Genomic DNA, 22,245 nt, shown 5'->3' on the forward strand with positions numbered 1-22,245 from the left:
GGGACACGTGTTCAAGCAGCTCAAGGAGAGACTGAGGGCGGGTTTTCGCAGGGCGGCCCCAGCCGCCGCAGCGGCCCTAGCACTGGCGCAGACGAGCACTTCAACATCTGGCTACGACGCAGTCGGCACGGTAGTCACTATGCTCATAGCCGTGGCGCTGCCAGCGCTGATACTCGTCAGCATCGTAAAGATGATTATGAACCATATACGCGCCTAGCGCCACTCGTAGCAGCGATAGCGTTCACGGCGCAGAGCGCAGTAGAGACAGTCATAGACGTAAACCAGCAGGTCGCGGCGCTCATAGGGGCGCTCACGGTCTTCCTGCCGGTCGCCATACCTGCCATCATACTGCTGACTCTGCTGAAGATACTCTTCAGCGCCATGAAGCCAACGAGGTGACCCGCATGGGGTTTTTCGAGCCCCTTCTCCTCGGCGCCCTGGTCTACATGGTTATCCTGTTCTCGATGGTGATGCGGGTTGGCGGTGAGGATGAGGAGTCTGGCGGTGGCTAGCCTGATTGCCCTCGCTGTGCTACTGCCCCTAGCGAGCTCGCAGACCACGATGCTCCAGAACGTCTACTACCTGGACGTAGTCCAGGGACATTGGTACGCAGTATACACCGGCGGCACTCCATACAGAGTCTTCTACGTGGACGGCAGCGGGCAGACAGTCTATGTGACGTCGTACTGGTGGGACGCGAACCAGAGCTACATCATATTCCAGGCACCCATCACCGGTAAGGTGTATCTGCGCGAGGAGCCGAGCCTCACACTATCAACACTCAGCACCACGGGATGGTGGAACTCCATCTCTGCGAGCGTGACAATCACGACTAATAGCACGTTTCCGAACGGAACATACACAATGACGTTTAATCCGGCAAGCATAACGTATGATGGGAAGCAGCTAAAGATTGGATACGCGGCGAGCATCACGAAGGGATGGTATGGCCGGCTCGATGTCAACACTAAGTATTTCTTCGACTTCCAGTCATCAATAACGATAGACGATAGCAGCCTGAGCGTGTATGCGCGCTACGTGACAAGCTACTACTGCTATCCGTCACCGACGTACTGTTGGGAGCAGCGGCCTGTCTACAGCTCGCCAATCAATGGCGTGGCCGTGAACAGACCCGACCCGACGCAGTGTAACGTAGTTGCAAAATATTCGTATGTCCATGGACTACTGACTGTCACTGCAACAATCACGAACTATGGTGGAAGTTGTGAAACAGGTCAGAACGAGTACATATTGACACTATATACAACTAAGACAGTTGTTGTGAACGACTCGTTTACAGCGGACAATGGAAACACAGTTCATATTGTTGACAGTCTCACTTACGCGGACATAGTTGCAACCAGTAGTAGCGCGACGTACTATCTCCAGAGCAGCCAGTGGAGCATAACGTTCCCTAACAGCACAGACATTGATAAGCCGCTCGTGCTTCTGCTACCAAGCAACATAAGCATGAGCAACCCGGCGGCCTACATCAAGAGTCCGCTAACGGCGTGGGCTGGCGTCGTGGCTAGGAGCGCTGGCAACTACACGCTGCTGGTCTTCAGCCCACCGGCCATGTACAACACTAGCAGCGTCAGCCTAGACCTGGTGGCAAACTATCCCTACCGCTACGCGATACCACCAATCAACGTGAGATATGCAACCAGATTGGACATAGGCAGCATCCTGCCGGTATCGGGGAGCTTCAGCGTTGTGAACGGAGTAGCTGTGATAGACGGCAACATAAGCCTCGGGCAGCTCATAGGCTCAACGCTGCTGCTCCGCGGCGACCTAAGCAACGCCACCATCACAGGCGCAGAGGCCGGCAACATCACCATAGACGGCACCACGTGGCTAGCGCTCTACGTCTACGACACTAACGCCATGATAAGCGGGCATGCGGAGATAGCCGAGCTCATAGTCCTCGAGAACACCAGGACTATGATGGACTACACTGCCAGCATGACGGCGGGCTGGGACATTAGACCGTATGAAGTAGTCTCGGTAGAGGCTATCAGCTCGGCGAGCGTCTCCGGGAGCTGGGCTTATAGGATACCGGTCTACATCACGCTGTCGTATCTCCCGCAGAGCCTCACGGATACTGGCTACTTGTTCAGGCTGGAGCTGCCCATCGGCGACTGGATTAGAGCGGGGCTGCTATCACCTGCGCTCGAGGACTTGCTCATAGTGGACAGCTCGATGCAGCCGCTGCCATTCGCCATCATAAAGAACGACGGTGAGAAGGCCGTGGTATACGTGCGCTACACCAGGCCGCTGCTCAGCCAGTCCATCGTGATATACATCCTGCTGAAGAACGAGCAGCTCTGGGGCACCGGGAACAGCTTCGCCAGCCTCGTAGCCACGTTCGACCGTATCAATCCCGCCGAGGGAGTGGACGACCTGGGGTGGAGCTACGGCTACAGCTACATGGTCTACAACGCCTGGCTGTTCATAGGCAACGCTACCATTGCAGCCGGGCCTACCACATTCGACTTCGTGGCCTGGGAGCCGTCCAGCGGGCTCATCTACGAGCAGCACGGCAGCCTGGTTACACAAAACATCTCAGTGACCCCCGCGAGCGGCGACGAGGTGCTGGTGCTCTTCAGCAACAATTATCAAGATGCTCTCGTGTATGTCGATGGCAAACCATGGTATAGTATACCACTGGCAAGCTTCAACATGACATCGCCGGCGTACTACGTCAAGTGGAAGAGCGCCGGAGCCGTCTACGCTGGCAAGATGATACCATACTCGTACGCAATCGGGCAGATTGTAGGCTCGCTGGAGCAGCCAGCGAAGGTGGAGATACAGCAGCCGGTGCCGCAGCAGCCGCAGCAGAGCGCGAGCATGTGGGACTTGCTCGCCGCGATGGCACCGCTGTTCCTGCTAGCCATCATAGTGAGGCTGATGCAGAACCCGCCAGCGCCAGCCCCCTACCCCAGATAGCGCTTTTTGCACTATCCGCTGCTCTCTACACTAGAGGGTGCACCAGATATGGCAAGGAATGTCTATCTGGGGCGCGACTGCCTAAGCCCGCCATGCGTAGATGACCGTGGCCGGAGAGGCCTAGACCGCATCTCGGAAGTCAAGGACATAGCCGACCGCATCATAGAGGACTGTGAGGCTGGACGCATATCCTATAGAACAGCAATGGCAAGGATGAATCTCCTAGAGCTCGTGGTCAGCAGGGACAGCAGCTTCTCGGTGGAGCAGCGGCTGAAGGCCCGCCGGCTCATAGACCGCAAGAGAGAGGAGCTCATGGAGAAGTGTGGCGGTGAGTAAGCCGTGCTGGAGAGCCTGGTGGCCGGCACCCTCGCTTACCTCTTTTTGCGTAGGGACGTTCCCTCTACGCTCATTCCGTATCTTGCTTCCTTCGCAGCATTCCTGGATCAAGTCACTACAGTAGCAGCTATCAGTCTAGGCGCCCACGAGACTAATCCGTTCGTGCGCCTGTTCCTCGCGAGCCCCACACTCTTCTTCGCACTCTCGGCAGCCAAGATTCTGGTAGCGTGGCACATAGCCAGGCGGAGCCCAAGACTCGGGCTCTGGCTAGCTCTAGTCTTCCTAGCAGCCGCAGCGATAAACGCCCACAACGCCTACGCGCTCTACAACAATACCTCAACCATAGAGCTTGGCGGCCACACGCTCCAGGTCTACATAGCTGACACAGAAAGGGAGAGGGAGTGCGGCTACTACTGCTACGACCACCCGGCGATAGCCTTCATCTGGCCAGGGGGGACACCGCCGGAAGTAACCTTCACCATGGAAGGCCTGGACTACCCGCTGCTCCTAGTCCACGTCAGGGACTGCACAGTCATAGACGTGCTGGAGATGCAGCCCGGCGAGAAGTATAGAATAGATAATGTAGGGCCACAAGACTGGTTCATCGAGGTAAAGAACGCGAGCCTAGAGATAGAGCCTGGCGAAAATGTTTGGGGGCTAGTCTGCGAGGGCTAGGACTACGGCCCGGCGCGGCGGCTTCCTCTGCAACTCCCGAAACTTTTCGGGCCTCTCTAGCCCCTCTTCCAGCATCTTAAGGAGCTCGGGATAGCTCGCGTCTGCAAGCTGCCTGAGATTCTCGTAGGCCAGGTCGCCCACTTTGAGGCTCCCTAGCCTAGAGTGGTAGAACTCGCACACGTCACGGCCAAGTACACGGCGGCATACCTGGCGGTGCAGCTTTCTCAGCTTGGACGCCTCGAAGCCGAAGTCCCTGGTGAGCCGCCTCGTAAAGGTCTTGTAGCCTATGACCGTGCCCGCGTGCTCCTCTATAGCCTCTAAGAGTCTGGCCGGGAAGTAGATGTAGTCGCAGCGCTTCTTGCCACGCTTCCAGAAGAGCCCATATCTCGCCACGCCGTCGGGGAGAATCTCTAGTCTAGAGGGATCGTACTCGGCTATCATCCGGAGCACCTCGTCTATCCTGGCGCCGCTATAGTATAGTATGTAGAGTGATAGCCGCCATTCGGGCCTAACATGCTCTGCCACGTCCCTCAGGGCCGAGACTAGCTCTGCCCAGTCTATCTCCACGCGCTCCGACACCTTGCTCTCCGTCTTGCGCTTCAGCAGTGAGAGATAACGCTCCTTGGCGTCCTTGCTCAGTCTCCCAGTCTCGAAGAGAAACTGCACCAGCTTCCTGGCGGCCTTGTAGGCCTTGTCGTTGCCGAGGGCCTCTAGGGCCTTCTCCTCGTCCAGGTAGTCCAGCTTCTCCAGCGCCGAGACGTAGTCGTTCGCGGTGCGCTCCTCTATACGCTCCTTCTCTATGAGCCACCGCCTAAAGGACTGGAGCAGGCCCGAGTGCAGCGATATAACAGGCAGGCCCGATGACCCCGGCTCGACCATGCGCCTTGCGCGATATAACAGGTCAAGAACTTGCTCCGCCTTACCAGGGCGGCGCTCTGCCGGCTGAGCTACGGCGGCACGCTCCAGTGGTATCGGCTCTATCTACAGCCCCAGGTAAATCCCTTACGGCCCTATTACCGTGATATGGTTTCGCCTAGGCTGCAGTAGCAGTATTATTCTGGCAGCATCTCTGTACGCCTCCCCTGGGGTGGCTACACAGAATGAGCTACACGCTGCCAAAGGCACTCGTTACAACAGTTGTCGGTAGCTACCCAAAGCTGCCGGAGGCCGAGCAAGCTATCCAGAAGAGAAAGCGTGGGCTAATAAGTGAGGAGGAGTTCCACGAGCTGGTCAAGCCGGCTATAAAGGCCGTCGTTATGGACCATATAGAGGCTGGTGTTGATGTAATAAGTGATGGTGAGCAAGCGCGCGAAGACATGGTAGTGTACTTTGCCGAGAGGCTAGGCGGCTATCAGAGTGGCGACTGGGTCCGCATCTTTGACAACGTATACTTCCGTAAGCCGGTGGTAGCCTCTAGGCTCAGCTACATAGCCCCCATGGCTGTGACAGACTGGGAGTATGCCCGGAGCGTAGCCCAGGGTAGACCAGTCAAGGCCATAATAACTGGGCCTTACACTATGGTTGACTGGAGCTTCGACCTAGCCTACGGAGACCGTCGAGAACTAGTACTCGAGATGGCTCGCGTACTGCGTCACGAGATAGAAGAGTTTGCACGCAGGGGTGCCGAGTTCATACAAGTAGACGAGCCAGCGCTGTCTACAAGGCCGTATAAGGAGGAGGCTGAACTCCTACGTGAAGCCCTAGAAATAATGTTCAAAGGGATAAGTGCCAAGAAGATTATACACATATGTTTTGGTAGGATAGAAAAGATACTGCCTTACGCACTAGAGTTCCCAGTAGACCAGATAGATCTAGAGTTCAAGAACAGTAACTTCCGCCTCCTGCCATACCTCAAAGAGTATGGGTTCGACAAGGAGCTAGGATACGGCGTAATAGACGTGCATAGTACACGTATCGAGAGCGTCGAGGAGATAAAGAACGACATCTACAAGCTCATAAAGATGGATATAATACCACCAGAGAAGATATACATCGACCCAGACTGTGGCGTCAAACGACTCCCAAGAGAGATTGCCAAGGCGAAGCTACGCAATATGGTTAAGGCAGCGCGTGAGGTGCGTCGCGAGCTAGGCTACGAGTAGCCTTCTAATGAACTTAGCACTGGCGCATGGCTCCATCCACTAGTGGTGAATAGCCACAATTTCGTTGTTTTAACCCTTCTTTACTCTTTATGATTAAAGTTATGTATTTCGTATTGTGTAGTGTGTAGTACTCTAGACCTCTAACTGCTCTTACTAGCAGCCACAATCGCGATGTGATGATTAGATATAGGAAGAGGAAGTATGAGGGCAGCCATCTATGGCGTCCGGCAAGCTACCTTACCCAACTAGAAGGATAAAGGAAGGAAAGGCTGAGATAATCGTTCCAGACCCTGACGCCTATCGCCGTAAAGACGGAGTATATGAGCCAGCGTGGGCGCCGGTATTTTACAATCCCAAAATGCGATTCAATCGAGATATAGCGATACTAGTTGCTAATGCCTATCGGGAGATGATAGGTCAAGAAAGACTTGTGGTTGCCGAGCCGTTGACAGGTAGCGGTGTCCGAGCTATACGTTATGCGCTAGAAGCTGATGCGCAAGTATACGCTGCTGATATAGATCCAGATGCTGTATATTTAGCTAGGCTTAATGTGGAGGCAAATGGTGTGCAAGAGCGCGTAACCGTCGAGCGTGCTGACGCAAATGAATACCTAGCTAAGCTGAGAAGAGAAGGAGTAAGACTCTCCATAATAGACATAGACCCGTTTGGAAGCCCAGCACCTTTTCTTGACACAGCAATACAGTCCATCAGCGTACGTGGTATAATAGCAGCTACGGCCACGGACACAGCTCCACTCTCGGGCACTCATCCACGTGCCCTACGCCGGAGATACGATGTACAGCCAGCTCGTACTGCCTGGGAGAAGGAGCAAGCAGTAAGGCTGCTCGCTGGCTACATAATAAGAAGAGCAGCAAGCCACGAATATGGAGTTCGCATACTTCTTGCATATTATGCAGACTATTATGTAAGAGTCTATGCTGAGCTCTGGCGAGGCGCGTCAAGAGCTGATGATAGTCTTTCTAAGCTGGGCTATGGAGTATACTGTCCATATTGTGGCTATACAGGCTATACCGATAATCCTCGTACACGGTGTCCTTACTGTGGTGGAACTGTGCAGATAGTAGGTCCGCTCTATACTGGTCCTTTATGCAACCAAGAGTTCATGGAGATGCTACGTTCAACCCTAGATAAGAGGGTCGGCTCACTAGCAGAACCTAAGCGTGCAGTTAAGCTATTCGAGCAACTCAGCCTTGAGTGTACGATAACAAAGCCATACTATAGACTAGATAAGCTTTGCAGTATCCTACATATGAACATGCCGAAGCCGGACAGCATGGTAGAAGCGCTTAGACGCAAGGGCTACAAGGCTGCCCGGACCCACTTTGATCCACGAGGATTTAGAACTAATGCACCTCATACAGAAGTACTAAATACTCTTATAGAGATGCAAGCGCGTATAGCTAGAGAGGATGATGACAACTAGGAACGGCTATATTTTATTGCGGTTTGTGTAGGACTGTTATATGATGATGTTAATACTACATAGACATTGCTTGTTTTAGTCGTGCTATTTTGGCTGTTAGCCAGTTTGACAGTAGAGGGCATGTTGTCGGGTCAAAGAAGCCACCATTATGGCATCGCTCAAGATTCTTGCAACTAAAGCAGGGCACTTCTATGATACTGCCTATTCTTATTTCAATCTTTATGGCTTGCTTTGCATGTTTAGCTATAAAGAGCTTATAGGTCCTTCTGCCTTTATGTACTGTCGGCTCACGTGTGATAAGGCCCTTCTTGAGTAGACGGAGGGCTAGCCTAGAACCTTCTCTGCTATCTAGACCTAGAGTTTTCCATAGCTCGTGCTGGTATATGCCCTCATCGCCATGAGCCTTGATTATCTCAAGTGCCTTGGCTTCGAGGTCTTCAAGACTTTTCCTCTCGCCAACGGAGGGCTCTATAGCAGCTGCCAAGGCTCCTAGATCCCCCACCCGTAATCGGATTCTACATTTGTAATCGTTAGTATCTCCCGGGGTAGCCGGGGTGACACCATGAATCCTAACTATGTCTGCTCTCACCCTATAACCTTATCCCAATCTGGGTCTACGGCCTTATCCATACCTCTCTCATTAACGCCATTATGAGGCCGGTTCTACAAAAATGCATCTACACCTATTATGGGGCTAAATAGTGTCAAATACAAAATAGAGGCAGGCTAAGACCCGTGGATATGCAGATTCTCCTTCAATGTCGCCAGTATAGGTAGTGTGGACGCTGCCACCGGGATGGGATAGAGTAGGGTTTAGCACCAGGTCTGTCTATATGCTATCTGCTTCCTATTAGACGGGAGAGAGTAGAACGGAATCGCATAGAGTTAACGACAAAATCTAGTTAGTGTATTTAATCAATTTAATTAAAGGTTGGATCGTGTGCTGCATAGTCATGAGTGTCGTATTAGTAGAGAGGGGGTTAACTTAAAGACGAACCTCTATGTAGAAGTTGTCCACTATGTCGCGGTACCTGTTGCGTATAGTGGCGTCGGTTACGCCTATAGCCTTTGCCACTGTTAGCTGGTTCCTCTTCTGGTCAAGTAGTATAGACGAGACGTAGACAGCTGCAGCTGCTAGCGCCTCTGGGGGCTTACCCTGTGCTAGGCCAGTCCTTGCGAGCATTATGGTGAACCTGGTAGCTAGCGCCTCTACTTCGCCGTTCAAGCCCAGCTTAGAGGCTATCTTTGATACATACATTTGGGGTTTTGGTGGGGTTGTGACGCGAACCTTGAGTCTTGTTACAATTCGGCGGTAAGCTCTCCATACGTCTTGCTCGCTTAGACCGAGAGTCTCGGCTACGTCGCGCATTGTAAGTGGGTGTCTCTCTATACGGGCTGCAACGACAGCTGCAGCTGCTAAGTACTCGTTGATGTTGTTCTTCTTCAAGACGCCGAGGCTTTGGAGTTGCCTAATAATCCGTGCCATAGTCTCTGCTACACGTGACGGAAGTTGTAGTCGTGCAGCGACACGGTTGGCCTCCTGGAGAACCTTAATGAGTTTCTTGTGTCCATGACTTCGGAGACTGGCTTGTATCGCGACAAGCTTCCTTGCGCGTATATCACTCCGAGGAGCATATATGTACGTGGTTAACCCTTTGTCATGTACACGTGCGGTAAGCGGTGCGCCAACACGGCTCCTTCGCGTCCTATCCTCTTCGGTAAAGCTGCGCCACTCTGGACCCGAGTCTATCGGCGACTCCTCTAGCACAAAACCACATGATGTACATACGAGTCTTCCGTCACTTTGTCTACGCGCATATATGGATAGAGGGCCGCCACAGCTTGGACACTTATCCATCATAGTCATTTTGAACCCCTCCTGCCGCGCGGCCTCCCGCCACCCCCTCTACGCTCTCCACGTCTAGGCTGCTTGCCACCTCTGCTCCTTCTGCGCTTTTGCTCTCCTTGCTTTCTATCTCGGTGTTTTACTGGCTTTCTTGCACCCTTCGCAGCTCTAGCTGGCTTCCTGGCCCGTCTTCGGCGAGGACTCGGTGGTCTATAGTAGAGCTTCACTCCTTTCTCGACTCTCACTTCGCGGGATGAGGGCTTGACTACGGCATACGGAGACTTAACCGGCCCAATGATGTCTAAGAGTACTCCTACCCGGTTCATGTCTTCATCGTAAACTACTGTATTGAGGGGTGGAACTTGTTCTTCCTCGATCTTGGCAACTATGTAGCCGCTGGGAGTTGTATGGAGTACCGTGCCAAGCCTCTTCAGCATCAGACGTGCCCTCGCTCCAGGGGTGGCGGGCGGCTCCTATTAGTTACAATGGAGTAATCAGAATAGATGCGGAAACGGGGTTAAAAGATGCAGGACTCGTAGTACCGGCTGTTCGAGGGGCAGGAGTTCTTTGGTTGGCAGCGTGGCTGTGATGGGTTGCGGCTCTGTAGGCTTATTCATTGCGGCTAGTATAGCCTCGGCGGGGTACCGGCCAAAATTACTCTGTCTGAGTTCGGACGATGCCTCCCTCCTGGTACAACGAGAGATACGAGTATACCATGGTGGTGGCGAGGCCCGGGCTAAAGTATCAGTGGCGCACGTCACAGCAGCTAGAGGCGAGTACAGCTACATAGTACTAGCATCAAGGTTGAATAATGCTGAGGAGGCGTTGAGTGCTGCCAAAAGGCTACTCTCGCCCAACGGGGGTGTACTTGTTGTACAGCCGTCGCCGTTCATTCTAGAGCTCGGCGAAAAGCTTGGTGTCAGGATCGTAGGCGTATTAGGCCTATATACATGTATCAGAAGGATAGGCATTGATGCGGTTGAGTGGCCAGGAGCAGGCGTTCTACGTATAGCGCTAGCGGACCCCAATGCAGCAATGGTAACAGCTGCTATCCGGGCTCCAGGTCTACGTATGGAGCACCGAGGCAGCTCTCTTAGAGAACTACTCTGGGACTACTGTATCGTGGCCTCAGCTATTCAGCCCGTCTCAGCCATACTAGGCCTCCCCTACTCGAAGCTCTGGAGACTTCGACATGCACGTGAGCTGGCAACACTAGTAGCTAGCGAGGCTGAGCGAGTAGCCGAGAAGGCTGGTGTAAAGCTTTGGAGGAGTGCTAGCGAAGCCCTAGAGGAGGCTGCGGGCATTAAGGGGTGTATGCCAAGGATGCTACAAGATGTTAATGAGCGTAGAGAGACAGAGGCCGACTACATACTCGGATACCTCCTACGGCAGGCAATAAGGCTAGACGTATATACGCCCTACATAGACTCCATCTACCTAACAATCAAGGCTATTGAGGAGAGTATGATAACAGCCTAGTGGTGCACCTAGCGCTCAATGTGAATATGTGTAGCGGTGTGCAGTAATGGCTATAAAGCTTGGCAAAAAGCACGTAAAGGCGTTTATAGAGGTTCTCGAGGAATCTGAGAGGATAAAGCCCTTCCAAGTAGTAAAGAGGAGAGTATTCAGCAAGTATGGCGTACTTGGAACGCGCTACGATACGATATTCACCGCTCTGCTCTATAAGATATACCGTATGCAAGGCATCCTAGACAAGATAGCAGAAGAGCGGCTCAGACTCAACCTCTCTAGGCTTCCCGTTGCACTCCGCCAATCTACAAGACTAGCGGTAGTGCTAGCCGTATTCGATGACGTGGGCGATATAGAGTTCAACAGAGCACTCATAGGTGGTATTGTACGCTTACTAGAGGCTCGGTTTGGGGAAAAAGCGGGGATCGTAGTAGACCTTTACAAGAGCCTCGAGAAGGAGCCCTGGAGGCCACGAAGCAGGATAGAAGAGCTTGAGCTACGATACTTGCTTCCAGGCTTATTGATAAAGAGGCTTGAGAAACTGCTTGATCGCGGAGAACTAGAGTTATTCGCAAAAGCTGTTAACACGCGGAGGCCTATCCTAGGGTTCCGTGTAAACAGGCTAAAGGCTAGCGTCAAGGTAGTTCTACGCGTGCTTGAAGAGATGGGTGTAGAAGCCTGGGAGAGCACAAGAGTGCCCTGGCATATACGGTACCGTGGTCAGCTAGACTACAACCGGTTTAAGCCGCTGCTCCGCGGCGAAGTAGTGCCACAAGATGAGGCGAGTGCGGCTGCAGGCGAGCTGCTGGGCGCTAGGCCGGGAGAACTCGTTGTTGATATGTGTGCGGCGCCGGGCGGAAAGACTACACATCTAGCGGAAATAGCATCCAATAGAGCCACTATAATGGCTCTAGACGTGTTTAGCGATCGGATGGAAAGGCTCATAGAGCTGGCCAGGAAAACGGGAACAATAGCCTCCATAGTACCCGTTATCGGGGATGCGCGTAGGATTTCGACGTTTCTACGCCTGCATGCTAACCGTGTACTCCTCGACCCACCATGTACGAGCACAGGTGCGCTAGCTAAGCATCCAGAAGCTCGCTGGAGACTGACAGAAGAGGCAATAAAGAAGCAAGTGGAGAGACAGCGTGCTATGTTAGTTGAGGCGATTGAGATCCTGAAGCCTGGCGGGCTTCTACTCTATACCGTGTGTAGTGTTCTCCCCGAGGAGGGCGAGTACAATATACAATGGATCCTGGAGAATAGAAAAGATGTTGAGCTAGTGCCGCTCCAGGGTCCTTACGACGAGTCCCCGCTGCTACCCGGCACTATGAGGGCCTGGCCGCACCGGCATGATACAACTGGCTTCTTCTACGCTCTACTCCGTAAACGTTAGCCAACCTGCCCTCCCGGGGCACTGTAAGCACGTATATCCCCGGCGCTGGATCATGCTATATTGCAGGGTATAGAGAGGGTTGACGACGCAGCACCCCTGTCTAATAGCCGTTGGGTCGGCTAATCCTGTGAAAGTGAACGCTGTAAGACGCGCAATAAGACTGCTATGCTTAGCTGATGTACGCGGAGTGGAAGTAGAGAGTGGTGTCCCACCTCAGCCGCTTGGCGCGCACGAAATAATACTAGGGGCTGTAAACCGGGCTTCTAACGCGTTAAAGAAGCTAGATGCCGACTACGGTGTAGGTGTTGAAGCAGGCGTAGTAGAGACCGATATAGAGCCCCTAGAACTCCAGGCGGCAGCTATAGTCGACCGGGACGGCTACGTCACGATAGGGCTGAGTCAAGCATTCCCGCTCCCTCGTAGCTGGGCCACGGAGCTAAGTAAACGAGTAGAGCTAGGAGCTATAGCAGCAAGGGTTACAGGGCGTAAGGGCATCGGCGAGAAGCTAGGTCTCATAGGTTACCTCACAGCAGGTCTAGTAACACGGACAGACCTCACCTATAGTGCGGTAGTAATGGCTCTAGTACCTAGACTAAACCCCGGCCTCTACACGAGTCTGCCACGAGTGGACGAGGTAATAGAGAAGTTAAGACGGGAGAAGCAGAGCTTATAGGTAGGCAAGCACTGGTCGCATTACCGCCGGGGGCGAAGGCTAGGATGGGCGTATACCAGGGTAACGATCTCAAGAAGCCTACCGGAGGTAGGAAGTGGCCACACCAGAAGGTCAAGAGGAAGTACTGGATGGGTAGGTACCCGACACACACAAGGCTAGCAGATAAGGAGGTACGCCAGCTCATAAGAGTACGTGGCGGCAACTATAAGGTCCGGCTAAAGCGTGCGACTTATGCCAACGTGGTTGACCCAGAAACAAAGACAGCCAAGAAGGTAAAGATACTACGCGTACTAGAGACTCCGGCGAACCCGCACTACGCACGCGCCAACATAATAACTAAAGGTACAATCATAGAGACAGAGCTAGGCAAGGCGGTAGTCACGTCGCGCCCGGGCCAGGACGGCGTCATAAACGCTATACTACTTGAGAAGAAACAGTAACAATAAGCCAGTTGTATGTTTCTTAGCGCGGAAGCATATTCGCCAGCCTCCTTACTCTCTCTAATGCTCTCCTCCTACTCTTCTCGTCAAGCCTAGCCTCGGCTAGAACATTTTCTAGAAACTCTATAACTCTCTCAGCGTAATCACGGCGGAATGGATATGGAATACCGTCCTTCCCTCCCGCTATATAGGCGTACCTAAATGGGTCTAGTGGAGCATTGGCGGGGTCGTTATGGCTCACGGGGACACCGTAGACTATCTCGGCCACCAGTGCGAGGCTGCGTAGTGTAGCAGGCCCAACGCCCTCAACCAGCACAAGCTCCTCTATGCTCCTAGGTGATAGCTCGTAAACCTTTCTTAGAACCTGCTCTATATGGCGTGGCGGTCTACTTTGAGGCCGATAATACCTAGCATACCTTTTCAACGCTTCTACGGAGTTTGTGGGTCTGCTCGTCTGGAACATTGTTAGAGGCGCGACGCCCTTCACGACCATGTATGCTTGGTGTATTTGGTGCAGGAGTCTGCGGGGGTCGTCGCGAACGAGGTCTAGTATTGTATCTCGTGCCTCGCGGCTCATCTTGCTCGTCATATCTATTACGAAATCCTCTCTCCTGTTAGAGGCTATAGCTCTATGAGGCTCTAGAGTTGGTATCGGTGGCAGAGGTTTCGACCAGTGGTAACGCCGTGCAAGCCTCTTCTCTGTATTCATTCCTTGTTGTATTACGGTCCACTTACCTGTACTGGATACTATGACGGCATGATGGTACAGCTGATAACCATCCTGGAGGAGAACGGTATCGGTCTTAGCTGAGAGTCTTGAAACGAGCTTGAGTTCCTTGACTGTGGAGGAGGATAGGTTAAACGTGTCAGCTATACCATCGATCTCGCGAGGAGTTTCCCTAGCCTTCGTGCCTTTGCCGCCGGCTACCGCTATGCCGAGGTTAGGATCTTCTAGAGTTACCTGCTTGACGATGCCTAGTGTGACTGTTGTAGAGCCACTGCTATCCCAGTCCATACCAATAGCATTGTTGAATGCCTGGAACCATATAGGATCAGCAAACCATTCTACAACTTTGTCTGGTCCATGTATCTCTACTGTAACAGCTAGTATGGCTTTAGCCAACTTTTTCATGTAACGGGCTAGCCATGCAGGTACGTGGCCATCATGGAGTGGTAACTCGGCAATACCCCACATAGCCCTATACCCGGCTACAACTACTCGAAACACTCCCCAAGCACGTTCTTGATACCTGCTCCCAACTATACTGGGATGAAGAAGTCTAAAGAGCTTAAATCTAGACATTGACGGCTACAGTGTGTCGAAAAGATGGCCGGTGAAATGTAAACACGTTTCGGCACCTTCTCTTACCACAGTATAGAGGGAAACTTTGTCAGCAGCCTAGCGCCGCTACGCGTGACTAGAACAAGCTCCTCTATTCGAACGCCATACCTTCCGGGAATGTATACGCCAGGCTCTATTGTTATAACCATCCCTTCTTGGAGCTCTGTATTATCTTTGTAGGATATCCGTGGCTTCTCGTGAACCTCTATGCCCACACCATGTCCTAGACTATGTATGAAGTACTTGTCGAAACCCTTTGAGGCTAGTACACGTCGTGCAGCCTCGTAAACCTCGTGGGCTGTGACGCCAGGCCTAATAACATCTACGGCTGTATAGACAGCCTCATGGACAGCCTCAGCTACAGCTCTAAACTCAGTATCAGCCCCCTCCATAATGGTTCTTGTCATATCGCTACAATAGCCCTTGTACACAGCGCCAAGATCTATTAGCACGGGCTGAGGCTTATAGTCGAGTATGCGTCTCGAGGAAGGTTCTGCATGCGGATAGACCGTATTCTCGCCGAACGCTACTATAGTCGGGAATGCGTGGTCTAGAGCACCCCTTCTCCGCATCTCATACTCTATAATGGCTGCTATCTCTGCCTCGCTCACCCCGAAGTCGAGGCTGGAAATCGCGGCGTTGAGCGCGGCTTCGGCTATTTCTGCAGCGGCTTCTATTCTCTCTACCTCCCATGGCTCCTTGATAGCCCTCATATCCTCTATGTTGTCCGAGATGTCTTCTACAGCGAAAGCTTTCTCGAGCTTCTTTAGAAGCGTAATCGAGTCGGTCTCTAGGAGCAGTCTGCAGCCCCTCGGCAGCATGGATGATATGATCTCGCTCGCCTTGCCGGTCATTAGCTTGAACTCGGCGGAGTCTAGAACTAGGCCGTTAGGAAGCCCATAGGGAGTAAAGGCTACTACATCTACGTAGCTCTCTAGTGCCTCCTCGGCTATAGCCTTCCTGGCACGCAGATACTCTAGCGCGGGGACTAGTAGTGTAAACGAGTCATTGTCGGCACGGTAGACTAGATAACCGGGTCCTCTAAACCCCGTGAAGTAGAATAGACTAGCCTCAGTAGATACTACTATGCCGCAGCCCTTCTTCTCCTCTATGATGTTCCGTAGCTTGCGAAGTAGATGGTGGCGCATACTATGACACCTTGCCTAGTTGGGATCAAGTTATAGCCGGTTCCCCTTGCAGGTAGAGGCATAGCAATTAAGGGCTTCTATGCGCTGTGTAGCCACAGAGCCTTTCTATAAGCTCGTCTATAGAGTTAAAATACTCTATGCAGCGGCCTATACGCTCGTCGAGAACACCATCGCTATAGCACTCCGCAAACCTGTCGGAGGGCAGCCCTGTATCCCTTAAGAAGAGTACAGGTATCCCGTAGCTACAGGCTATGAAGGCCTCGAAGAGTGTTCCTATAGCTCCACCAAGCACTACGAGGACGTCCCCACTGCGTACGAGAATACTACTCCTTTCACGCGTGTCAAGCCCGGTTCTAATCACTATAGAACCCTCGGGATACATATCCTCCTCGTAGCCGCGTGGAATGACAAACACTACTGGAAGTCCAGCTTCTCTAGCAACGTCAGCTACTTCGCGCATAAGTCCTCTATATCCGCCAAGCAGTATAACGGAGTCTGGTTGACATGCCTTTATCCCAGCTATAAGCTGGCGTGCATGTTCACGCTGCTTCTCCGATACGCTGCCGCTATAAGCTGCTACGACCACTTGGAGAGCCATACTCCCACACTCGGGGAATAAGGTAGGCAGAGAGGGTACTCTTATCGCACATTGTACCTTAAGGGTGCCCCAATATGAATGTAGTACGATGCCGCTAAGAAACCCCCGGGTAGTGTACAATGATTTCTTACCGGGGCATGATCATTGGGTATACTTTCTGAGCAGATACTTTACCCTGTAGACGTTGTTGTCGACAGTCGAGAGGCGGCTAAGAACAAGGATATAGTTGAAGAGCTGAAGCGTAAAGGACTCCGTGTAGCGGTGCAGGCTCTAGAGGCTGGCGACTACTACCTGCTAGCAGGAGATCAGCGGAAGGCGTTACTAGTAGAACGTAAAACTGTGACGGACTTCGCTAACAGTGTGAGAGACAATAGGATATGGGACCAGGCTCGGCTTCTGCGTGAAGCCGCTCAGAAGGAGGGAGTGAGACCGGTAATAGTTCTTGAAGGCTGGCTTGGCATTATAGAGAAGCGCACGAAGTGGAATATCGCAGCCCTCCTACGGATACTAGATGAACTCGTTTTGGACTGGGGTATACCTGTCATACCGACGCACAATAAGAAGGCCACTGCTGCATGGATAGCGGCAAAGGCGAGAAGTCTAGGCAAGACAGAAGAGAAGCGGATTCTAAGACTACGTGTTGAGAAGAAACCGCTTACTCTCAATGAACGTATACTCTATGTAGCGGAGGGCCTTGTGGGTCCTACACTAGCTCGCCGTCTCCTTGAGAGGTTTAAGACGCTCCGCAGGATAGCTAATGCGAGCATACAAGAGCTGATGAGTGTTGAGGGTATCGGTGAGAAACGCGCCAAGGAGATATATGCTATATTCAATACCATCTGGAGCCCGGAAGGGGAGAGCAAGAAGACGTAAGGCTGCTATACGCTGGACTCCGATAATTTAAATGTTGATTGCAGGTTTAGAGCGTGATAGTTTTGTAGAAAGCATGCTTGAACTAAAAATTTGGAGCAAGACGGTGCCTATTACTTTACTTCTCCTCGAAGTGTATGATGCTTACAGGGCAGGCTTCGACAGCTGCGGATACACAGTCCTTGAGTTCAGCGGGCACGAGGCCCTCGGCAGGGTTATTACTGTCTACACGCCACTTAGCAGCTATCTGTGCCTTGCCATCCTCCTCACTCATTTCGAAGACATCAGGACAGAGGCTTACACATACCATGTCTGCTATGCACTGCTCGCGATCGATCCATACACGTATCTTAGCTTCGGTCACGACGGGTTCACCGTTTCTAGGGTGGCCTCAAGGAGGAGATTTTAACAGTTATCTAGCCTAGTCTAGCCGGCTATAGCAGACAGAGGGAGCTGCTAGAATCTAGTGCTGAAGCTGCTTAAGGTTCTGCATATACCAGGTCGTAGTACATATATTGCTCCGTCGGAACCCTCAACTCTATACCCGCAGTCCCTGGTAGCACAAAACGCTACAAGAGCAGCTACAAGAGCGTCTTCCTCATGCCTAGAAGCCTCTCGGGGAAGATGTAGGCCGAATAAGTTGCATACGTCGATGTAGCTACAGTCAGCTATCCGCAGAACACTAGAGGGGTGCGTCTCAATAACTACAACGCCGGCTTTTTCTAGTGCTTCTTTGAGCTTTATTGCTCTTAGGGCGAGCTTCCGCATCGAGCTAAGCGTAAGTGGGAGGAGACGTCCGCCAAGAGATAACAGCTGGCGCTCAACATTACGGAAACCTTGCCCTTCAGGAGGCAATGATAGTGGTGCATCGATAGCAACCATCCTAGCGTGGTCTCTGAGGATCAACTCGGTTATTTCGGCGTCGCTATAGAGCATTGTAAGCCTCTTTATGTGCAAATGCTCAGTGGGAGAAGTAGTGCATACAATTGCTACGCCGCTAGGCCTCCTAGGAGAAGCAGCTAGGTCTACTCCTGCAAAGCAGGGCAACCGCCTAGCTCCTCCACTGCTTTTTCCACTAGACGCTTAGCATAGTACAACCTTGCTCTAGGCCAGAAGAAAGCCAGTACCTTATAGTATAGGGGCATCTCCAGAGGAGCACCAGCTGCACGCGGGTGGCCACCACCACCGAGTCTCACGGCTATCTCTCGCACGTTGATGTTCCGGGAGCGAAGGCTTATGCCGCGCCCCTTGCGCCTCACGATAACAGCGATGTCTCCAGAGTAGCGGTCGAGAAGACTATTCCCTAGGATACTAGCGTTAGGTGGACCGGAGCGTTTAAGCACAAACAGTATACGGCAACCACGTATATCAGCTACAATAACGTTTCTCAGCGCCTCGTTGAACCCGGCAAACTCTTTCTCCAGGTACTCGTTAAGAGCATCATCGAGTTCTGGCCACCAAAAACTGCCCTCCCAGAAGCCACGTAGTATCATGCGCTTCCACTTGTCGCCTTTCCCGCCACGGTAACGGTCTATAACGCGATACAGGCGGGGTGCAAGCGGGTCGTCCCACTTCCATAGGTCGGCTGCACATGTCGCCCTGACAAGTCTTGTTATGAAATCGTCGGGCTCTGCTTCGAGTTCTTGTGGTGCGTACTTAGCAACAACACCAGCAGCACAAGTGGAGGTGTCTATATAGGCTTTGACGCCTAGCGATTTTAGGCTTTTTATCCACTCTTCTTTCCACCGGTGATGGTCGTACCACTCTACTACTATACCCTTCTTCCTTAAAGCAGCTATGGAGTTGAGTACATCGTTAAACGTGCCAGTATTTGGACCCAGATCCATTATTGCCATTCTAGCTGTGTCACCTATATCGGGTAGCACGCGGTGTAACTTGTAGGGCTCAGCAAATATCACAGATGCATCCACGTCAGGCTCTGCGCCGGCTAGACGTAGATATATAGCGGCTGCAGCAATACCGTCTAGATCAGTATGAGTGATTATTGTATAGCGTTGTGTCACGCCGCATTCCTCCCCTTCTCAGACCCCAGTTATGTTGGCGGAGCTAATCATCCGTGCCCCTATAGGTGTTCAGCTCGCCTCCAGTGTTTCGAGCATAAACTGTGTGGCCTAGAAGAGCCTTGGTTAGTAATGTAGAGCCTCAGCGACGCCGACCCCGCTCATAGCCCCGGGAGTGGGGCTCACGCCGGTGTCTATCTTCACCGGCTACTCGCCAAGATGGATATAGGCTAGCATCGCCACTCCTAATATAGTATCACGCTATTGCCGAGAGGAAGGGAGTTCAAGGCTGCGGCATAGAAGGGTGTATAAAGGCCTTGGTTATAGTCGATAGGGCTCGAATATCATCCGTAGCCCGAGCGCTAAGAAATATACCGGCTTCCGCAATCGACGTCATAGAGCTCAATGACCCTCAGTACGTGGCAGTAAAGAAGCTAGTATATGTGCACGGAGATAGAGCTGTCGCGTTTGCAGTAGCTAACGCATTAGTCAGCTATAGGCTTAGCTTGCCTGGCGAGAGGTACTGGTTAGAATTCGCTGAATGGGCTTCACGTATCCAGACCCCCTCCACCGGCAAGGATCTGGTAGACGCTATGAAGCTCTTCCTTGCAGAGAGCCGTGGCAATAGAATGGTCACGGTCCAGAAGGCTAGAAGGCTGGAACGGGCCTCCAGGATTCTCGAAAGCATACTACAGGAACCAGGGCGATATAGAGACCTAAGTGTCCTAGTCAGAGAACTAGCAGACGCGCTTGGCGCCCGCCCCGAGGAGAAAACCATAGTATTCGCGGCCAAGATGGCCTACTATGCCTACAGAGCGCTAGGCATAGATGTAGTGGGCAAAGATGACATACCCATACCGCTAGACAGACGCATGGCCCTATTAACATCGGCCTCGGGCATTATAGGTGCTCCCCCTGACAAGGTGTTCACAAGGTATAGGTTAGACGCAGTCAGAGCATGGCATGAAGTATCGCGCGAGTCGGGTATACCGGCACTACACTTAGACGCTGTAGTCTGGCTTCCAGCGCACGGTATAGAAAGACATCTACGAAGAGGACTAGAGTATGCACGCGATGAGTTTGCTCGTAAACTGGTAGGCTACAGTAAGGGTATCGTGGACTGGAGCACAGCCAGGCAAATAGCGAGTCAAGTGATATACCGTGATCCCTACGCCTAGCCGTTGGCGGGGATAGACCTTACTATAGACTCGTATACCTCGTCCACACTCCTTGCCGCAGCTATGCTCGACTCCCAGAGGCGATGTCGTGTAACACGCTCAAGCACATCTAGTATGCGCTCTAGATTATCGCAGCCAGCAAAGTCTAGCCCCTCGCCAGGCGAAGGTAGGAGTCTACCGTGGCTAGTCACGCGAAAAATATCTAGCTTTTCGAGGATAGTAATTGCCTCCTGACAGTTGCCTCCTTTAGCCCTATTCTCTGCCTCTCGTATCGTTCTTAGATCGCTTAGGTACAGTAGCGGGGGCGCAATATAGCTCTCTAGCTCTACAGCCCCAGAACGCTTTTCGCTATAGACCACGGTCGGTAGGACCCTGTTAAGCCTACGATATGAGTTTGCGAGTATATGATGGAGTCCATGTGCTTCGGCTATCGATATTGCCCGCTGCAGCCTATAGAGGCTCGCTGCTAGCGGGGGAAAATCGCGAAGGTGTATGTATAGCTCCTTTGCGTACTCACTGTAGCTAAACGCCTTCCAGCCCCTCTCTAGCAGCTCTATGGCGGCTTCTGTGTAGAGTTTTACGAGCGTAGCCAATTTGTTGTAGTCTAGCTTCTCTGGTGTATCTACGTCTGTATGATAGAACTCCAGCCACGTGTCGTAGCCCATGACTGTAGCGGCTTCGATGCCCAGAGACGAGAAACTGTAGCTATCACTATCAGTAGTATCGGGCTCGAGCGAGCTAAACTTGAACCCTATTCTATCCGCGAGATGTGCCAGGATGCGCTTAAGCATGCTGGTAGAGTAGAGCGAGACGCTACTAGCTCCGGCAATGTCAAAGTTTAGGACCGCTACTACGTTGTCTAGTATCCCCATAGCCTCGAGCATCTCGGCGTACTTACGCGAGCCATAGGCCCAGTACCAGCCAGGAAGCCCAGGGTCGCCAAACTCTTCAGCAGTAAAACTGACGAGCCTTACACGCCCCACACCGCGCCTAGAAGAGAGAAGCCTAGCTACAGCCAGTATAGCAGCTACACCAGCCAGGTTGTCATTAGCCCCAGAGAGCCAATGATCATGGTGAGCAGACACTATAACCTCGTAATCTCCACTCCCAAGCTCTAGAATAGCTTCGACCGTATACCCATACCCGCTCTCTAAGCGCCCTCCATGCACTAGTTTAAGACGTCTACACTCTACTATCTTCCGGGAGTCTTCACGCCTAATATGCACGACAGGTATACCAGCTAGTCCTGTAGAAGACAACGTAAATGGTGCATCAACTACAACTATCCGTCTAAACCTCCCAGGGAACTGGTCGTAGAATACTAAACCTATTGCACCCCGAGCCCGGGCAACACGATAGAAAGCCACAGCCTCGTCGGGATCCAGGGGAGCCTCAGAGACCACTATTCTCCCTGCTACGTCCCTTTCACGTAACTCGTCTAGCCCCTGGATAACTACAGTTTCTCCCTCAACTACTCCACCCGGATATGCGGGCCACGCTACGGCCTGGAGCTCGGAGCCACAGCCATAGACACTAGACCCCTCGTCGCTCCAAACCACCACTGGGACCCCTATGAGTCTTGCAGTCAAGTTGAGCTGTTCTTCGAATATGCTCTTAATTTCCTCCGCGAGACGGTGCTCGGCACGTGTACCGGCCGGAGCCTCGCCATGAACAATAAGTCGATTAATTGTAGACTGTAGCATATCTATGATGCTGTTGGTTGTCTGCAAAGTGTCTATCACGCCCCACTAAGAAAAGCA

At 52.4% G+C, this 22,245-nt stretch carries 24 protein-coding genes and 1 tRNA gene; 12 read left to right on the forward strand and 13 right to left on the reverse strand.

What is annotated here, in order from left to right:
* The first annotated feature begins 7 nt into the window (after positions 1-7).
* Positions 8-217: a hypothetical protein gene (locus tag Pyrde_RS00480; RefSeq protein WP_143522176.1), complete on the forward strand. Its 210-nt coding sequence runs from the start codon at positions 8-10 to the stop codon at positions 215-217.
* On the opposite strand, the gene Pyrde_RS00485 is transcribed toward Pyrde_RS00480, so the two are convergent.
* On the reverse strand, positions 195-560 hold the full coding sequence (locus tag Pyrde_RS00485) for a hypothetical protein (RefSeq protein ID WP_055407276.1): 366 nt from the start codon (positions 558-560) through the stop codon (positions 195-197). The two genes, Pyrde_RS00480 and Pyrde_RS00485, sit on opposite strands and share 23 nt — an antisense overlap.
* A 1-nt stretch (position 561) precedes the next feature.
* On the opposite strand from Pyrde_RS00485, the gene Pyrde_RS00490 reads away from it, so the two are divergent.
* The 3 genes from Pyrde_RS00490 to Pyrde_RS00500 are packed head-to-tail and all read left to right on the forward strand — an operon-like array spanning position 562 to position 3,957.
* Complete coding sequence (locus Pyrde_RS00490) at positions 562-2,946, forward strand: hypothetical protein (protein ID WP_055407278.1); 2,385 nt, start codon at positions 562-564, stop codon at positions 2,944-2,946.
* A 48-nt stretch (positions 2,947-2,994) separates the two neighbouring features.
* A complete protein-coding gene (locus tag Pyrde_RS00495; protein WP_055410539.1) occupies positions 2,995-3,282 on the forward strand; it encodes a hypothetical protein in 288 nt (95 codons plus the stop codon).
* A 3-nt stretch (positions 3,283-3,285) separates the two neighbouring features.
* Positions 3,286-3,957 (forward strand): DUF5658 family protein, encoded by a 672-nt coding sequence (locus tag Pyrde_RS00500; RefSeq protein ID WP_055407279.1) that lies wholly within the window; start codon positions 3,286-3,288, stop codon positions 3,955-3,957.
* On the opposite strand, the gene Pyrde_RS00505 is transcribed toward Pyrde_RS00500, so the two are convergent.
* Positions 3,940-4,836, reverse strand: a complete 897-nt coding sequence (locus Pyrde_RS00505; protein ID WP_055407281.1) for an integrase — start codon at positions 4,834-4,836, stop codon at positions 3,940-3,942. The two genes, Pyrde_RS00500 and Pyrde_RS00505, sit on opposite strands and share 18 nt — an antisense overlap.
* Positions 4,836-4,911 (reverse strand) — tRNA-Thr (locus Pyrde_RS00510). The genes Pyrde_RS00505 and Pyrde_RS00510 overlap by 1 nt, the downstream gene beginning before the upstream one ends.
* Before the next feature lie 146 nt (positions 4,912-5,057).
* Here Pyrde_RS00510 and Pyrde_RS00515 point away from each other — a divergent pair.
* Entirely contained in the window at positions 5,058-6,059 is a 1,002-nt protein-coding gene (locus Pyrde_RS00515) for a methionine synthase (protein WP_055407283.1), read from the forward strand.
* A gap of 217 nt (positions 6,060-6,276) precedes the next feature.
* Positions 6,277-7,503, forward strand: a complete 1,227-nt coding sequence (locus tag Pyrde_RS00520; RefSeq protein ID WP_055407285.1) for a tRNA (guanine(10)-N(2))-dimethyltransferase — start codon at positions 6,277-6,279, stop codon at positions 7,501-7,503.
* A gap of 55 nt (positions 7,504-7,558) precedes the next feature.
* Here Pyrde_RS00520 and Pyrde_RS00525 read toward each other — a convergent pair whose 3' ends face one another.
* From Pyrde_RS00525 to Pyrde_RS00535, 3 genes are all read right to left on the reverse strand, one after another.
* On the reverse strand, positions 7,559-7,987 hold the full coding sequence (locus tag Pyrde_RS00525) for a helix-turn-helix transcriptional regulator (protein WP_055407287.1): 429 nt from the start codon (positions 7,985-7,987) through the stop codon (positions 7,559-7,561).
* A gap of 501 nt (positions 7,988-8,488) precedes the next feature.
* Positions 8,489-9,370 carry a transcription initiation factor IIB gene (locus Pyrde_RS00530; protein ID WP_082419362.1) on the reverse strand — a complete coding sequence of 294 codons (882 nt, stop codon included), beginning with the start codon at positions 9,368-9,370 and terminating at the stop codon, positions 8,489-8,491.
* Positions 9,367-9,786: an H/ACA ribonucleoprotein complex subunit GAR1 gene (locus Pyrde_RS00535; protein WP_055407291.1), complete on the reverse strand. Its 420-nt coding sequence runs from the start codon at positions 9,784-9,786 to the stop codon at positions 9,367-9,369. The genes Pyrde_RS00530 and Pyrde_RS00535 overlap by 4 nt, the downstream gene beginning before the upstream one ends.
* Positions 9,787-9,916: 130 nt before the next feature.
* Between Pyrde_RS00535 and Pyrde_RS00540 the strand changes: the two genes are divergently transcribed.
* From Pyrde_RS00540 to Pyrde_RS00555, 4 genes are all read left to right on the forward strand, one after another.
* Positions 9,917-10,828: a ketopantoate reductase family protein gene (locus tag Pyrde_RS00540; protein WP_055407293.1), complete on the forward strand. Its 912-nt coding sequence runs from the start codon at positions 9,917-9,919 to the stop codon at positions 10,826-10,828.
* Positions 10,829-10,874: 46 nt separating this feature from the next.
* Positions 10,875-12,215 carry an RsmB/NOP family class I SAM-dependent RNA methyltransferase gene (locus tag Pyrde_RS00545; RefSeq protein ID WP_055407295.1) on the forward strand — a complete coding sequence of 447 codons (1,341 nt, stop codon included), beginning with the start codon at positions 10,875-10,877 and terminating at the stop codon, positions 12,213-12,215.
* Positions 12,216-12,294: 79 nt separating this feature from the next.
* Positions 12,295-12,888, forward strand: a complete 594-nt coding sequence (gene yjjX / locus Pyrde_RS00550; RefSeq protein WP_055407297.1) for an inosine/xanthosine triphosphatase — start codon at positions 12,295-12,297, stop codon at positions 12,886-12,888.
* Positions 12,889-12,932: 44 nt separating this feature from the next.
* On the forward strand, positions 12,933-13,328 hold the full coding sequence (locus Pyrde_RS00555; protein ID WP_055407299.1) for a 30S ribosomal protein S8e: 396 nt from the start codon (positions 12,933-12,935) through the stop codon (positions 13,326-13,328).
* 22 nt (positions 13,329-13,350) lie between these two features.
* Here the strand turns inward: Pyrde_RS00555 and Pyrde_RS00560 are convergent, their stop codons facing one another.
* The 3 genes from Pyrde_RS00560 to Pyrde_RS00570 all read right to left on the reverse strand — a co-directional run bounded on the left by Pyrde_RS00560 (position 13,351) and on the right by Pyrde_RS00570 (position 16,416).
* Positions 13,351-14,523 (reverse strand): DUF763 domain-containing protein, encoded by a 1,173-nt coding sequence (locus Pyrde_RS00560; RefSeq protein WP_055407301.1) that lies wholly within the window; start codon positions 14,521-14,523, stop codon positions 13,351-13,353.
* A 170-nt stretch (positions 14,524-14,693) separates the two neighbouring features.
* On the reverse strand, positions 14,694-15,818 hold the full coding sequence (locus Pyrde_RS00565; RefSeq protein ID WP_055407302.1) for a M24 family metallopeptidase: 1,125 nt from the start codon (positions 15,816-15,818) through the stop codon (positions 14,694-14,696).
* 67 nt (positions 15,819-15,885) lie between these two features.
* The gene (locus tag Pyrde_RS00570; RefSeq protein ID WP_055407304.1) at positions 15,886-16,416 is read right to left on the reverse strand and encodes an SLOG cluster 4 domain-containing protein; all 531 of its coding nucleotides are present in this window, start codon (positions 16,414-16,416) and stop codon (positions 15,886-15,888) included.
* A 144-nt stretch (positions 16,417-16,560) separates the two neighbouring features.
* Between Pyrde_RS00570 and Pyrde_RS00575 the strand changes: the two genes are divergently transcribed.
* Positions 16,561-17,289, forward strand: coding sequence for an ERCC4 domain-containing protein (locus Pyrde_RS00575; protein ID WP_055407306.1), 729 nt, complete (start codon positions 16,561-16,563; stop codon positions 17,287-17,289).
* Between the two features lie 115 nt (positions 17,290-17,404).
* Here the strand turns inward: Pyrde_RS00575 and Pyrde_RS00580 are convergent, their stop codons facing one another.
* The 3 genes from Pyrde_RS00580 to Pyrde_RS00590 form a co-directional block, all read right to left on the reverse strand.
* On the reverse strand, positions 17,405-17,650 hold the full coding sequence (locus Pyrde_RS00580; protein ID WP_082419363.1) for a ferredoxin: 246 nt from the start codon (positions 17,648-17,650) through the stop codon (positions 17,405-17,407).
* A gap of 92 nt (positions 17,651-17,742) precedes the next feature.
* A complete protein-coding gene (locus Pyrde_RS00585; RefSeq protein ID WP_055407309.1) occupies positions 17,743-18,333 on the reverse strand; it encodes a DUF429 domain-containing protein in 591 nt (196 codons plus the stop codon).
* Entirely contained in the window at positions 18,312-19,310 is a 999-nt protein-coding gene (locus Pyrde_RS00590; RefSeq protein ID WP_055407311.1) for a DHH family phosphoesterase, read from the reverse strand. The genes Pyrde_RS00585 and Pyrde_RS00590 overlap by 22 nt, the downstream gene beginning before the upstream one ends.
* Before the next feature lie 314 nt (positions 19,311-19,624).
* Here Pyrde_RS00590 and Pyrde_RS00595 point away from each other — a divergent pair, with 314 nt between their 5' ends.
* Positions 19,625-20,485 (forward strand): N-glycosylase/DNA lyase, encoded by an 861-nt coding sequence (locus tag Pyrde_RS00595; protein WP_055407313.1) that lies wholly within the window; start codon positions 19,625-19,627, stop codon positions 20,483-20,485.
* Here Pyrde_RS00595 and Pyrde_RS00600 read toward each other — a convergent pair.
* The gene (locus Pyrde_RS00600; protein WP_055407314.1) at positions 20,482-22,215 is read right to left on the reverse strand and encodes a M28 family peptidase; all 1,734 of its coding nucleotides are present in this window, start codon (positions 22,213-22,215) and stop codon (positions 20,482-20,484) included. The genes Pyrde_RS00595 and Pyrde_RS00600 overlap by 4 nt on opposite strands.
* Positions 22,216-22,245 lie beyond the last annotated feature (30 nt).

Source organism: Pyrodictium delaneyi (assembly GCF_001412615.1).
Taxonomy (GTDB): Archaea; Thermoproteota; Thermoprotei_A; order Sulfolobales; family Pyrodictiaceae; genus Pyrodictium; species Pyrodictium delaneyi.

Bases quoted from the DNA above. Each gene is read 5' to 3' on its own strand.
- Pyrde_RS00565 (WP_055407302.1), bottom strand. From the start codon at position 15,818: ATGCGCCACCATCTACTTCGCAAGCTACGGAACATCATAGAGGAGAAG.
- Pyrde_RS00505 (WP_055407281.1), bottom strand. From the start codon at position 4,836: ATGGTCGAGCCGGGGTCATCGGGCCTGCCTGTTATATCGCTGCACTCG.
- Pyrde_RS00535 (WP_055407291.1), bottom strand. From the start codon at position 9,786: ATGCTGAAGAGGCTTGGCACGGTACTCCATACAACTCCCAGCGGCTAC.
- Pyrde_RS00490 (WP_055407278.1), top strand. From the start codon at position 562: ATGCTCCAGAACGTCTACTACCTGGACGTAGTCCAGGGACATTGGTAC.
- Pyrde_RS00560 (WP_055407301.1), bottom strand. From the start codon at position 14,523: ATGTGGGGTATTGCCGAGTTACCACTCCATGATGGCCACGTACCTGCA.
- Pyrde_RS00545 (WP_055407295.1), top strand. From the start codon at position 10,875: ATGGCTATAAAGCTTGGCAAAAAGCACGTAAAGGCGTTTATAGAGGTT.
- Pyrde_RS00495 (WP_055410539.1), top strand. From the start codon at position 2,995: ATGGCAAGGAATGTCTATCTGGGGCGCGACTGCCTAAGCCCGCCATGC.
- Pyrde_RS00555 (WP_055407299.1), top strand. From the start codon at position 12,933: ATGGGCGTATACCAGGGTAACGATCTCAAGAAGCCTACCGGAGGTAGG.
- Pyrde_RS00515 (WP_055407283.1), top strand. From the start codon at position 5,058: ATGAGCTACACGCTGCCAAAGGCACTCGTTACAACAGTTGTCGGTAGC.
- Pyrde_RS00520 (WP_055407285.1), top strand. From the start codon at position 6,277: ATGGCGTCCGGCAAGCTACCTTACCCAACTAGAAGGATAAAGGAAGGA.
- Pyrde_RS00570 (WP_055407304.1), bottom strand. From the start codon at position 16,416: ATGGCTCTCCAAGTGGTCGTAGCAGCTTATAGCGGCAGCGTATCGGAG.
- Pyrde_RS00530 (WP_082419362.1), bottom strand. From the start codon at position 9,370: ATGACTATGATGGATAAGTGTCCAAGCTGTGGCGGCCCTCTATCCATA.